This is a genomic window from Sphingomonas sp. (assembly GCF_036402235.1).
Classification (GTDB): domain Bacteria; phylum Pseudomonadota; class Alphaproteobacteria; order Sphingomonadales; family Sphingomonadaceae; genus Sphingomonas.
The window spans coordinates 62,139-75,156 of sequence record NZ_DASWTG010000054.1 but is presented as its reverse complement, the minus strand read 5'-3'; the positions used below and the strand labels follow the sequence as shown (position 1 = coordinate 75,156).

The window sequence follows — 13,018 nt, the reverse complement described above, 5'->3', positions numbered from 1 at the left end:
GACTCGCCCCGATCAATCCGCATCGAATGCCGCCTTCAGTTGCGCGAGCGCGCGGTAAGCCTTTTGCAGGTCCTTCTCCACCGAGCTCAGGCTGATCCCGAGCTCACGCGCGATCACTGCCTGCCCGACCCCGTCGAGCCGGTAGCGGCGGAAGACGTGATCGGTGCGCGGGCCGAGCTCGGCGAGCGCGGTCTCGACGCGGCGCAGCTGCTCGCGCGCGATCAGCGCGCGCTCGCCCTTGGGCGCCTCGGTCTCGGGCACGCTCACCTCGTGCCACTCCTGCTGGCGGCGCGCGCGGCTCACGGTCGAGCGGCGGCGGTCGCGCATCAAATTCTCGGCGGCCCGGAACAGATAGGATATCGAATCGGCGATCGGCTCGCTCGGCGCCGCCGCGACGCGCTGCCACAGGTCTTGCAGCACGTCCTCGGCCTCGTCGCCGGCGCCGCGCGCGACAAGGAAGCGCAGCAAGCGGCTGCGCTCGTTCAGGATCACCCGCTGGAGTCCGCTGACCGCTTCGTCCGAAGTCATGGCCGCCCGGTAGCTTTGTTGCGTACGGAATGCGAATCCGTCCCTCTTGCCGCGCGCGGGAATGGTTCCCGGAGCGCCGTCAAAACGGGCGGATTGCAGGTCGGGCATCGAGTCTTCACGGGACGCGAGTGTGTCGTCAAGGCTCAGATCCGCGCTCCTCGGGCTGATGCGCGTCGCGGGCGCGCGCAAATGCGGACCGATGGGTCGGCGCCCGAGCGGGTGCCGGTGCGGTGGCGCGCTCGACCGTCCCGCCGAGATGCGGCAGCGGGTCGAGCGCGCGGCCACCGGCGCGCAGCTCGAAATGAAGATGATTGCCGGTCGAGCGACCGGTCGAGCCCATCAGCGCGATCGTCTCGCCGCGCGTCACCGTCGCACCGGCCGGGACCAGAATGCGCGCGAGATGCCCGTAGCGGGTCGCGAGGCCATCGGCATGCGCGATCTCGACCAGATTGCCATAGCCGCCCGCGCGCCCAGCGAAGCGGACCACGCCGCCGTCCGCTGCCAGCACCGGGGTTCCGGCGCGTCCGGGGATGTCGATGCCGTAATGCATCCGCGCGGCGCGGTGGAAGGGATCGGCGCGGCGGCCGAAGCGGGAGGAGATGAACGGCAATGCCGCCGGCGCGCCTTTTTTGGGGGCCGACGCGCCGGCGGCTGGACCGGGGGCTAGTTCCGGCCGTGTGGCTGACCATGCGCGATAGGTTGGGCCGTTCGCGCGAGGCAGCTCGATGATGTCCGGTTCGACGGCATCGGGGCTCGCTAGCAATGAGAGCGCCAATGGCATCGCGGGGGTAAAAAAGCCGGGCATCGCCCGCAAGACGGAGCCGCGCGGACGAACCCGCATGGCCTGCCGCAGAAAATTTGTCCGGGGCCGCGGATTGCGGAATGCGGCGCCCCGCTCCGTCTCGCCAGGCATCAGTAAATGCTTTGCAGCCCAAGGAGACCCGCCCATGAATTCCGCCGAACGCCGCATGCTCGACATGCTGAAGAAGGGCCGGGACCAATATGGCGTGGTCGCCGTCAAGGCCGAGTTCGAGGCCGAGGGCACCCGTCCCGACGAGTTCCTCCGCCTGCTCGAGCTTGCCCGCCGCGCCGACCTCTCGGTCGCGCTCAAGATCGGCGGGTGCGAGGCCGTGTCGGACCTCCTGTCCTCGCGGCTCTATGGCGTCGACCACATCATCGCGCCGATGGTCGAGACCCGCTACGCTTTGTCCAAGTACATCGACGCCAAGAACAAGACCTATGGCGACGAGGCCGGCAGCGCCAAGTTCCTGTTCAACCTCGAGACCGAGGCGACTCTGGGCAATCTCGATGCGATGCTCCCGCTCGCTGCCGAGGGCGTCGATGGCATCGTCTTCGGCCGGGTCGACTTCACCCTCTCGCGCGGCCTGCCGCGCAAGGCGGTCAACACGCGTGAGATCAGCGATGCGGTGCTGATCGTGGCGCAGGCCTGCGCCGACAATGATCTGGAGCTGGTCGTCGGCGGATCGGTCTCGCCCGAGGCGGTTCCGGCACTGCGCGAGTTCCGCAGGATCCGGCTCGATCGCTTCGAGACGCGCAAGATCGTGTTCGACGGCGCCGCCGCCGACGCCGCCGACATCGACGCCGGCATCGCCAACGCGGTCGCGTTCGAGCTCGCCTGGCTCGAGAACAAGCGCGATTATTATCGCGCCGCCGCCGAGGAGGATTCGGCACGCATCCGCATGATGCAGGAGCGCGCCGGCACCTCCGCTGCCCTGGCCAAGCTGGCCAGCGTGGCGGCCTGAACCGATGCCGTTGAAGGACGAAGTCTCCGCGCTGATGCGCAGCGTCGCCGCGCAGGAAGTGATGCCGCGCTTCCGCGCGCTTGCGGCGGACGAGATCGTCGAGAAGAGTCCGGGTGAGGTGGTGACCACCGCTGACCGCGAGTCCGAGCTGCGGTTGAGCGACGGCCTCGCCGCGCTCGGCCTCGCCGCGCGCATCGTCGGGGAGGAAGCGGCATCGCGCGATCCCTCGCTGCTCGAGGGCGTGGGTGAGGGGCTGGTGTGGCTGATCGACCCGCTCGACGGCACCGCCAACTTCGCAGCAGGCCATGGCCCGTTCGGGATGATGGTCGCGCTGGTCGAGGATGGCGTGCCGCTCGCCGGCTGGATGCTCGATCCGCAGAGCGGGCGGCTGTGCCATGCCGAGCGCGGCAAGGGCGCGACCTGCGACGACGTCCGCGTCAGTGCCCGCACCACGCGGGGTGACCGGCCGGTCGCGGCGCTGGCGACTCAGTTCATGAGCGCCGCGCGGCGTGAGCGCGTCCACGCCTCGGCGCGCCGCCGCTTCGCGCAGGTGCCGATCCCGCGCTGCGCCGCCGAAAGCTATCCGCGCCTCGTCCTCGGCAGCAACGACGTCGCGCTGTTCCAGCGCATCCTGCCCTGGGATCATGCGCCGGGCGTGCTGTTCCTGACCGAGGCGGGCGGCCACGCCACCCATTGGGATCGCACGCCTTATCGCGTCGGCGGTGAGAGCCCCGGCCTGCTGGCCGCCGCCGATGCACGCCACTGGGACGCCGCCGCCGAGCTGCTGCTGGTGCCGGGCGGCGCGTTGATCGACATGGAAACCCGTGCGGCATGAGGCTTTTCTCGAAGGTGTACCCAAGTTCGATCTTATCCTCCCCCGCCAGGGGGAGGTGGCACGCGAAGCGTGACGGAGGGGGAGGAACCCCCACCGGCGTTGTCGCCTCCTCCCCCTCCGCCAGCCTGCGGCTGACACCTCCCCCTGGCGGGGGAGGATTGAGATCGATCTGTTCAAATGCACTTGCCACGGTCTCGGCGGTGGCGATCCTGCTCCCTGTTTCCGCCTTCGCCCAGCTCGCCTCGCCGGTCGCCCCGGGCGCGCAGGGCAGCGCCGCGCCGGTCACCGGCACGCCTCAGATTGCGGTGCCGCAGGCGGAGATCGTCCCGTACCGTCCGCAGACGATCGAAGCCGCGCCCGTCGAGGCCGCCGCCGTGCCCGAGCCCGAAGCCAAAGCGCCGCTCTCCGCACCCCGCCCGCCCAGCGAATATGAGCGCTTCGTCTCACAGGTCGCGGGCAAGCCGCTGCGCCGCTTCGGCACCGAATTGCTGCTGCCCGAGGCGAAGGGCTTTGCTGTCCCGCCGGTCGCCGCCGTCCCCGCCGACTATCGCCTCAACCCGGGCGACGAGCTGGTGCTCGGCCTCACCGGTTCGGTGCAGGCCTCGGGCCTGCGGCTGACGATCGATCCCGAAGGCCGCATCTTCATCCCCCGCGTCGGCGCGATCCGCGTCGGCGGGGTGCGCTATGGCGATGTCCATGCCGTGATCGAGCGCCAGGTCGCGCGGCAATATCGCGGCTTCACGCTCGAGATTGCGGTCGGCAAGCTGCGCGGCGTGACGGTGTATGTCACCGGCTTCGCGGCCAGGCCCGGCGCGTACAATGTCGGCAGCCTCTCCACTTTGGTCAATGCGGTGCTCGCCGCGGGCGGTCCGTCGGAGGGCGGCAGCTTCCGCTCGATCCAGCTGCGCCGCAACGGCAAGCTGATCTCCGATTTCGACCTCTACGATCTGCTCCTGCGCGGCGATCGCAGTGGCGACGCCGTGCTCCAGAATGGCGACGTCCTCTTCATCGCCCCGGCGGGCGATCAGGTCGCGGTGATCGGCAGCGTCAATCGCGAGGCGATCTTCGAGATCGCCCCGAACGAGACCGTCTCCGACGCGCTGCTCTATGCCGGCGGGATCAGCACGGTCGCCGACGGCACACGGCTGATGATGCTCGATTCGCTCGCGCGCTCCGCCACCGGCTGGACCGAAGTTAGCGCCGCCGATGCGAGGGTGCGCAAGGCGCAGCGCGGCGACGTGCTGCGCGTGCTCTCCAACGTCGATCTCGCCCGACCGCTGGGCCAGCAATCGGTGCTGGTGACGATCAGCGGCGAGGTCGCGAAGCCCGGCCGCTACTACTTCAAGCCCGGCACCAGCATGGCCGAGGTGGTCGCGGCGGCGGGCGGGCTGACCTCGCATGCCTTTCCCTATGCCAGCGTGATCACGCGTGAGAGCGTCAAGCGCCAGCAGCGCGAGAGCTTCGATCGCGCGATCGACGATGTCGAGCTTCAGCTCACCGCGCAGCCCGCGACCTCGGTCAATCGTGCCCAGCTGATCCAGCCGTCGAACCTCGCTCTGGTGGATTCGATCGTCGATCAGCTGCGCAAGCGCGAGCCGACCGGGCGGCTGGTGTTCGACCTGCCGGTCGATGCGCCGTCGCTGCCCGCAGACCTGATCCTCGAGAACAACGATACGATCCATGTGCCCGCGCGCCCGGTGACGGTCGGCGTGTTTGGTGCGGTGCCCAGCCCGGCGTCCTTCGTCTATCGCGCGGGCAGCACGATCGGCGATTACGTGACCTCGGCCGGCGGCGTGCAGAAGCTCGGCGACAAGAAGGAGGTCTTCGTCGTCCGCGCCAACGGCACCGTGCTGTCCGACGGCAAGCGCGTGCTGCGCGCACCCGCGCTGCCCGGCGACCTGATCTATGTGCCGATCGAGGCCAATCGCGGCGAGTTCTGGGCGCGGCTGCGCGACATCACCGGCACGCTGTTCGGCGGGCTGGTCGGCGCCGCCTCGATCGCGTCGATTGTCAGATGAGTGCGATCCGGAAGATGGGCGCGTGGATCGGCGATCCGCGCCGCCGCCGCATCGCCTATGTGCTCCTGGCGCTGGTGCTGGCCGTCCTCTGTGTCGTCCCGCGCCCCTATGTCGCGCGCGCGAAAGTCGTGCCGCAGGACAGCAGCACCATCGGCCTCGGTTCGATGACCAATGCCGTGGGCGGGCAGATGCAGGGCTTCGCCGCGCTGCTCGGCGGGGCCAAGACCCCGGTCGATCTCTACCTCGCCATCGGACGCGGGACCGAGGTGACCGACAGCGTGATACAGCGCCTCAACCTCGTTGGCTCGGGACAATATCCCAGCGTCGAGAAGGCCCGTCTCGCGCTCGCCAAGCGAGTCGACATCCACTCGCTCACCGGCGGCATCGTCGAGGTCGAGGTGCGCACCCACGACCCCGCCTTCGCCCAGCGCCTGACCGAAACCTATGTCCGCGCGATCAGCGACCGGCTGACCGCGCTCGGCGAGGATCGCGTCAAGCGCAAGCAGGCGGTGGTGCAGCGCCGCTTCAAGGAAGCCGCGGGGAGGGTGGTCAAGGCCGAGGCAGCGCTGGGCGACTTCCGCCGCCGCAACAACCTCGCCGTGCCCGAGGCGGAACTCGGCTCCGCCCTCTCGCTGCGCGCCGGGCTCGAGGCGCAACTCCAGGCCAAGCTGGTCGAGCTCAGCACGCTCGAGCAGTTCCAGGGCCCCGAGAACCCCCAGCTGATGGCGGTCCGCTCGGAGGTCGCCCAGCTGCGCACCCAGATCGCGCAGAGCGCCCGCCCCGGCACCGGCCCCGCCGGACCCAACGTCGCGGGCCTCACCGAAGTCTCGGGCGAGTATCTTAACCTCTACCGCGACTATCGCTTCGCGCAGGCGCTGTACGAGGTCTATGCGCGCTCGTCCGAAGAGGTTGCGGTCGAGACGCTCGCCACCGAGACCGCGACCGACGTCCAGATCGTCGAAGCCCCGCGCCTCGACGACGACCGCAAGTTCAACATCTCCGCCGTCGCCCTGCTCGCACTGGTGATCGCGCTCGCGCTGTTCACGGAGGTCTATGCCCCCGCGACCGGCATCCGCCTGTGGAAACGGGCCGAGCCGTGACCACGTCACCGGAGCTGTCGATCGTCATTCCCTGCTTCAACGAGGCGGAAAATGTGCGGAACATCGTCGCCGAGGTGACCGCGGCGGCAGGCGACTGCACGGCGAGCCACGAGATCATCCTGATCGACAATGACTCGACCGATGGCACGCGCGACATCATGCGCGAACTGTGCGCCGCCGATCCGCGCGTGCGGGCGATCCTCAACAACCGCAACTACGGCCAGATGCGCTCGCCCACCTACGGCATCTATCAGGCTGCGGGTGCGGCGGTGATCGGCATGGGCGCCGATTTCCAGGATCCGCCCGCGATGATCCCGGTCTTCGTCGCGCAGTGGCGCGCGGGCGCGCAGATCGTCCTCGCCCAACGCCGCAGCGAGCGCACCTCGCTCCTGCTCGGCCTCGCCCGCAAGCACGGTTATCGCTTCCTCGCACGCTTCGGCGACACGCCCGTCGTCCCCGGCGCCACCGGCTTCGGCCTGTTCGATCGCAAGGTGGTCGATACGCTCGCCCGCTGGAACGAGCCCGAGCCCTTCTTCCGCGCGATGCTGGTCGAGAGCGGATTCCGCCTGGCGGTCGTCCCCTTCGACCGGCCCGCGCGCGCCGCGGGGGAGAGCAAGAACGATTTCGCGACGCTCTTCGCCTTCGCGCTCTCCGGCCTCGCCGGCTCCGCCAAGTCCCTCCTGCGCCTCCCCGTCATCCTGTCCTTCTGGGCCGCCGCCGCCGCGCTCTTGCTGCTGCTCGCCGCCTTCGCCGCCGCGCTGTTCGGCGGACCCGGCCTCGCCCTGCTCGCAGCATCAGCTGTCACCGGCATGTTCGCCGTCCTGCTCCTCTTCCTCGGCCTGATCGGCGAGCAGGTCCGCCTGATCTCCGAGCGCACGCGCAACGTGCCCCTCGTGATCGAGGCCGAGCGGATCAACTTCCCGTGACATCGCGCCTGCGCCTCCTCCCCGAGATCCTGCTCGCCGCCGCGGTGGTGGCGAGCCTGATCGCATGCGCCGCCTTCTTCCACCGCACCGGCTATCTGCCCCAGCCGTTCGTGTTCGACACCAACGACACCTTCATGGACTGGTTCAACACCGCCTATTGGGCCAACAATCCCGGCGCCTACGACGTGTGGCGGACGATCTACCCGCCGCTGTCCTTCGTCTTCCTCGATACGTTCAGCCTGTCGGGCTGCTACCTCCAGTCGCCTTTCCACGCGCGCGACTGCGACTGGCTCGGCCGCACCACGATCTACGCGCTCTATGTCCTCGACGTCGCGCTGGTCTGGCTGAGCCTGCGCCGCCTCGACCGCGCCACCGCACCGATGCGCACCATCGCCTTCGCGCTCGGCCTGCCGTTGCTGTTCACGCTCGAGCGCGGCAATCTGATCCTCGCCGGTTTCGCCTGCTTCGTCCTCGCGCACGGCCCGCTGCTGCGGGAAGGCTGGGGCAGGGCGCTCGCCGCCGCCGCCACGATCAACTTCAAGCCCTACCTCCTGCTCCCCGTCCTCGCGCATGCGGTGAAGCGCGACTGGCGCCCGCTCGAGCTCGCCGGCATCGCCACCGTCCTGCTCTACCTCGTCACGCTCGCGCTGGTCGGCGCGGGGACCCCGGGCGAGATCGTCTCGAACACCGCCAACTGGGTCGTGTTCCAGAGCGGGCAGGTGTGGGGCGAGATCAACTACTCGACCAGCTACGCCCCGCTGATGCTGGTGCAGAAGGCGCCGATCCCGCTGCTCCAGTTCGTCTCGTCGGAAACGGTCGACACGATCATCCTCGCCGCCGCGACCGTGATCCGCGCCACCCAGGGGATCGCGCTCGCCGCCCTGCTCGCCGCCTGGCTCCAGCCCGGCGCGATCCCGCGCGAGCGCATCGCCGCGCTGCTCCTCGGCGCCTATCTCGTCACCCAGTCGCCCGGCGGCTACACCCAGACCTTCCTGATCTTCCTCGTCTTCCTCGAGCCGTGGCGCCGTCCCGGCCCGATCGTCGCGCTGGTCTGCGCCTATCTGCTCTGCCTGGTCGGCGACCTCCCGCTCTCGACCATCCTCGAGCTGTCGACCACCAGCTGGCTCAGCGGGCGTCCTGTGGAGCCCGCCTTCGGCCTCACCATCGGTCATTTCGTGCGCCCCGGCGTGATCGCGCTCCTCGTCTGGTCGCTCGCGCTCGACACGATCGCACAGAGCGTCCGCGCGCATCGCGCCCACCGACCCGTGCTCGGGCTGAGCCCGGCATGATCCTCGACCGCGATCTCGAAGCGGTGAACGCCGCGCTCGCCCCACTGTGGCCGCGGCTCACCGGCGCGCGCATCTTCATCACCGGCGGCACCGGCTTCATCGGCCGCTGGATGCTCGAAGCGCTCGCCCGCGCCGACGTCGATGCCGAGGTTGTGGTGCTGACCCGCGACCCAGCCGCCTTCGCCGACAAGGCACCGCACCTCGCCGGCCGTCTCACCCTGCTCCCCGGCGACGTGATGCGCTTCGAGCCGCCCAGGGGCCACTTCACCCACATCGTCCACGCCGCGACCGACGCCAGCGCCGATCTCAACGCGCGCGATCCGCTGCGCATGTTCGACACGATCGTCACCGGCACCCGCCGCACGCTCGACTTCGCCCGCACCAGCGGCGCCACCCGCTTCCTCTACCTCAGCTCCGGCGCGGTCTACGGCGCCCAGCCGCCCGAGATCGCCCATGTCGCCGAAAACTGGCACGGCGGCCCCGATCCGCGCGATCCGCGCTCGGCCTATGGCGAGGGCAAGCGCGCCGCTGAGATGCTCTGCGCGATCCACGCCCGCCAGTTCGGCCTCGAGGTCGTCGGCGCGCGCATCTTCGCGCTGCTCGGCCCGCTGCTTTCGCTCGACATCCATTTCGCCGCGGGCAACTTCATCCGCGACGCGATGGCCGGCGCGACGATCCGCGTCGAAGGATCGGGGCAGGCGGTCCGCTCCTATCTCTACGCCGCTGATCTCACCGTCTGGCTGTGGACCTTGCTCCTCAAAGGCCGCCCCGGCGAGACCTACAATCTCGGCTCCGAGGAAGCCGTCTCGATCGCCGATCTCGCGCGCCGCACCGCCGCGATCCTAGGCGGCCCCGGCGTCGATATCCTCGGCCGCCCCGATCCCGGCTGGAACCCCGGCCGCTACGTGCCCTCGACCGCCAAGCTCCGCCGCGACCTCGGCCTCGCCCCCACCGTCGACCTCGACGAGGCGATCCGCCGCACCGCGCTTCACTACGGATGGACTCCATGAATCTCGTCAAGCTTTCCGACTGGGTCGCCAATACGCTGGCCGAACGCGGCATAAGCGACGTCTTCATGCTGACCGGGGGCGGGGCGATGCACCTCAACCACTCGCTCGGCACGCATCCGTCATTGAAGACCACCTTCACCCATCACGAGCAGGCGCTGGCGATGGCGGCGGAGGCCTATTACCGCCTCACCAACCGGCTCGCGGTGGTCAACGTCACCTCCGGCCCCGGCGGCACCAACGCGATCACCGGCGTCTATGGCGCCTATGTCGATTCGATCGGCATGCTCGTCATCTCGGGCCAGGTGAAGACCGAGACCACGGTGCGCCACACCGGCCTGCCGTTGCGCCAGTTCGGCGACCAGGAACTCGACATCGAGGAGCTGGTGCGCCCGGTAACGAAGTACGCGACGATGGTCACCGATCCGCGCTCGATCCGCTACCATCTGGAAAAGGCGATCCACCTCGCCACCACCGGCCGCCCCGGCCCGGTGTGGCTCGACATCCCGCTCGACATCCAGGCGGCCAAGATCGACCCCGGCGACCTGCTGCCCGGCTTCGACCCGGCCGAGCTGGAGCAGCCGTGGCAGGCCACCGATCTCGACGCCACCGCCGACGCGATCCTGGCAAAGCTCGCCGCCGCGCAGCGCCCGGTAGTGTTCGCCGGCGGCGGCGTGCGGCTGTCCGGCGCGCATGCCGATTTCCTCAGGCTGATCGATCGGCTCGGCGTCCCGGTCGTCACCGGCTGGAACGCGCACGACGTGCTGTGGAACGACCATCCGCTCTATTGCGGCCGTCCCGGCACGGTCGGCGACCGCGGCGGCAACATGGTCACCCAGAGTGCGGACCTGCTGCTGGTGCTCGGCAGCCGCCTCAACATCCGCCAGGTGAGCTACAACTGGAAGAGCTTCGCGCGCGAAGCCTACAAGATCTGGGTCGATATCGATCCGGTCGAGCTCGCCAAGCCCACCGTCATCCCGGACATGCCCGTGGTCGCCGATCTCGCCGATCTCATCCCCGCGCTGCTGTCGCGCCCCTATGCCGGCCCTACTGCGGCGCACAGCGAATGGCTCGGCTGGGCGCGCGAGCGCGGCCCTCGCTTCCCCGCGGTGCTCCCCGAATATCGCGACCACGGCCCGAGCATCCATCCATACGTCGCGATGGACGAGCTGTTCGCTCAGCTCGGCGACGACGACATCGTCGTCACCGGCAACGGCAGCGCCTGCGTGGTCAGCTTCCAGGCCGCCGACCTCAAGCAGGGCCAGCGCCTGTGGACCAATTCCGGCTGCGCGACGATGGGCTATGATCTCCCCGCCGCGATCGGGGTGTGGGCGGCGACCAATGGCGAGCAGCGCATCATCGCCATCGCCGGTGACGGCAGCATCATGATGAACATCCAGGAGATGCAGACCATCGCCGGCTACAACATGCCGGTGAAGGTCTTCCTCGTGAACAACAGCGGCTATGTCTCGATCTTCCAGACTCACCGCAACTTCTTCAACGGGGTCGAGGTCGGCGGCGGGCCCAAGAGCAACGTCACCTTTCCCGATTTCGGCAAGGTCGCGACGGCGTTCGGCTTCGCCTATTTCCGCGCGGAATCGCACAACGACCTGCCCGGCACGATCGCCGCGGCGCTCGCCGCCGACGGCCCGGTCCTGTGCGAACTGGTGATCGACGAGCATGTCGGCTTTGCGCCCAAGCTCGGCGCGAAGGCGCATCCCGACGGCCGCATCACCTCGCCCGCGCTCGAGGATCTCTCGCCCTTCCTCCCGCGCGACGTGCTCGCCGCCAACATGCGCATCCCGCTGATGGAGGACTCGTGATGGGCACGGCTCCCATCGCCCCTCCTCCGTCACTCGATCCTCCCCCGCCAGGGGGAGGTGGCGCCGAAGGCGACGGAGGGGGAGGACTCCCGCCCCTAGTGGGTCGTCGTCCTCCCCCTCCGTCAGGCTGCGCCTGCCACAGTATCGGGTCGCCCGTGCCCCCGGCACGGGCTTGGATTGCCGGGGGCAATCCAACCCGACACTCCCTGGCGGGGGAGGATTTCGAATCGCCGCAGACTGCGGTGCTCCTGCGAAAGCAGGAGCCCACGGCCACAAGCGGTGAACCCCGCCACCCTGGCCCGCTGCTTTCGCAGGGAGAGCTGCCATGATCGCCCGACACGCCGAACGCCCGCTGCGCTTCGCCGCGGCCGGCATCGCGAACACCGTGTTCGGTCTCGGCATCTATCCGCTGCTGCTATGGGCGGTGCCGGCGTTCCATACCCATTATCTCATCGCGCTCGGCATCGCGCAGGTGGTCAGCCTGTGCTTCGCCTTCACCACCTACAAGCTCGGCGTGTTCCGCACCCGCGGCAATGTCGCGCGCGAATTCGGCGCCTTCGCCAGCTTCTACCTCGCCAATTATGCGGCCAACTGGATCATCCTGCCGATCCTGGTCGAGATCGGCGGCGTCCCGCCCATCATCGCCCAGCTCGGCTTCGCGCTCGTCATCATCGTGACGAGCTGGTTCTGGCATAGCCGCGTCACCTTCCGGGCTGCGGAGAGACCCCGATGACCGACTATCTGCACCGCAACTGCCCCGCCTGCGGTTCCTCGAATGCGAGCCGTGAGGTCCGCGCGGGCAAGGCCGCCGAGACGATGACGCTGGACCAGCTGCGCCCCTTCTGGGCCGGCCTGTTCAAGGAGAAATGCTTCTTCTCCTATCATCGCTGTGACGACTGCGGGCAGCTCTACAACCCCGTGTTCTTCACGCCCGATCAGCTCGGCGAGCTGTATGCGCGCATGGCGCCCAACATGGATGCGGTCGGCGATGCCGCGATCGTCGCGACGCAGCAGGGCTATTTCGCCCGCGTCGCCGCGCAGGGCGGGCTGGGTGGCGGCTATCTCGAGATCGGCCCGGATGTCGGCCATATCGTGCGCGAAGCGGCGCTGCATGGCGGTTTCGATCGCTTCTGGCTGTTCGAGCCGAACGTTGCGATCCACGACCAGTTGCGCGCCGCTGCGGGCCGCGGAAAAGCGCGGCTTTCGACCGAGATGGACGATCTCTCGCCTGTGCCCGAGGGCTCGGTCGGCCTTGCGGTGATGGTGCATGTGCTCGATCACCTGCTCGATCCGCTGGCGATGCTGCGGCAGATCCGTGCCAAGCTGCGCCCCGGCGGCACGCTGATGATCGTCACGCACGACGAAAGCTCGCTGCTGCGCCGCGTGATGGGCAATCGCTGGCCGCCCTTCTGCCTCCAGCATCCCGAGCTCTATCGCCCGTCGACGATGAAGGCGCTGCTCGGCCGCGCCGGGTTCGGCGATGTGCATGTCGAGGGCAGCCGCAACGTCTTCCCGCTCGATTTCCTCGTGCGGCAGGCGGCATGGGCGGCGGGAGTCCGGGTCGGGCGCGTGCCGTTGCCGCCGGTCCCGGTGGGCCTCAAGCTCGGCAATATCCTGACGCTGGCCAAGGCACCGGCCCAGGCCGAAGCCGCGTCCAACGACGTCGAGGATTCTATCCTCCCCCGCCAGGGGGAGGTGGCAGCCGCAGGCTGACGGAGGGGGAGGAACC

Annotated in this window: 12 protein-coding genes; 10 read left to right on the top strand and 2 right to left on the bottom strand. The window is 69.3% G+C overall.

What is annotated here, in order from left to right:
- Positions 1-12: 12 nt before the first annotated feature.
- The gene (locus VGD28_RS11045) at positions 13-528 is read right to left on the bottom strand and encodes an RNA polymerase sigma factor (protein WP_331028397.1); all 516 of its coding nucleotides are present in this window, start codon (positions 526-528) and stop codon (positions 13-15) included.
- A 136-nt stretch (positions 529-664) separates the two neighbouring features.
- A complete protein-coding gene (locus VGD28_RS11040) occupies positions 665-1,138 on the bottom strand; it encodes a M23 family metallopeptidase (protein WP_331028396.1) in 474 nt (157 codons plus the stop codon).
- A gap of 337 nt (positions 1,139-1,475) precedes the next feature.
- On the opposite strand from VGD28_RS11040, the gene VGD28_RS11035 reads away from it, so the two are divergent.
- From VGD28_RS11035 to VGD28_RS10990, 10 genes are all read left to right on the top strand, one after another.
- Positions 1,476-2,291 (top strand): aldolase/citrate lyase family protein, encoded by an 816-nt coding sequence (locus VGD28_RS11035; RefSeq protein WP_331028395.1) that lies wholly within the window; start codon positions 1,476-1,478, stop codon positions 2,289-2,291.
- A gap of 4 nt (positions 2,292-2,295) precedes the next feature.
- Positions 2,296-3,126, top strand: coding sequence for an inositol monophosphatase family protein (locus tag VGD28_RS11030; RefSeq protein ID WP_331028394.1), 831 nt, complete (start codon positions 2,296-2,298; stop codon positions 3,124-3,126).
- Positions 3,127-3,326: 200 nt separating this feature from the next.
- The gene (locus VGD28_RS11025; RefSeq protein ID WP_331028393.1) at positions 3,327-5,144 is read left to right on the top strand and encodes a polysaccharide biosynthesis/export family protein; all 1,818 of its coding nucleotides are present in this window, start codon (positions 3,327-3,329) and stop codon (positions 5,142-5,144) included.
- On the top strand, positions 5,141-6,244 hold the full coding sequence (locus tag VGD28_RS11020; RefSeq protein WP_331028392.1) for a capsule biosynthesis protein: 1,104 nt from the start codon (positions 5,141-5,143) through the stop codon (positions 6,242-6,244). The genes VGD28_RS11025 and VGD28_RS11020 overlap by 4 nt, the downstream gene beginning before the upstream one ends.
- The gene (locus VGD28_RS11015; RefSeq protein WP_331028391.1) at positions 6,241-7,170 is read left to right on the top strand and encodes a glycosyltransferase family 2 protein; all 930 of its coding nucleotides are present in this window, start codon (positions 6,241-6,243) and stop codon (positions 7,168-7,170) included. Before VGD28_RS11020 ends, VGD28_RS11015 begins: the two co-directional genes overlap by 4 nt.
- Entirely contained in the window at positions 7,167-8,459 is a 1,293-nt protein-coding gene (locus VGD28_RS11010; RefSeq protein ID WP_331028390.1) for a hypothetical protein, read from the top strand. Before VGD28_RS11015 ends, VGD28_RS11010 begins: the two co-directional genes overlap by 4 nt.
- Positions 8,456-9,469, top strand: coding sequence for an NAD-dependent epimerase/dehydratase family protein (locus tag VGD28_RS11005; protein WP_331028389.1), 1,014 nt, complete (start codon positions 8,456-8,458; stop codon positions 9,467-9,469). The genes VGD28_RS11010 and VGD28_RS11005 overlap by 4 nt, the downstream gene beginning before the upstream one ends.
- Positions 9,466-11,289 (top strand): thiamine pyrophosphate-binding protein, encoded by a 1,824-nt coding sequence (locus VGD28_RS11000; RefSeq protein ID WP_331028388.1) that lies wholly within the window; start codon positions 9,466-9,468, stop codon positions 11,287-11,289. The genes VGD28_RS11005 and VGD28_RS11000 overlap by 4 nt, the downstream gene beginning before the upstream one ends.
- Positions 11,290-11,614: 325 nt before the next feature.
- Entirely contained in the window at positions 11,615-12,022 is a 408-nt protein-coding gene (locus VGD28_RS10995; RefSeq protein WP_331028387.1) for a GtrA family protein, read from the top strand.
- Positions 12,019-13,002, top strand: coding sequence for a class I SAM-dependent methyltransferase (locus tag VGD28_RS10990; protein ID WP_331028386.1), 984 nt, complete (start codon positions 12,019-12,021; stop codon positions 13,000-13,002). The genes VGD28_RS10995 and VGD28_RS10990 overlap by 4 nt, the downstream gene beginning before the upstream one ends.
- The last annotated feature ends 16 nt before the right edge of the window (positions 13,003-13,018 follow it).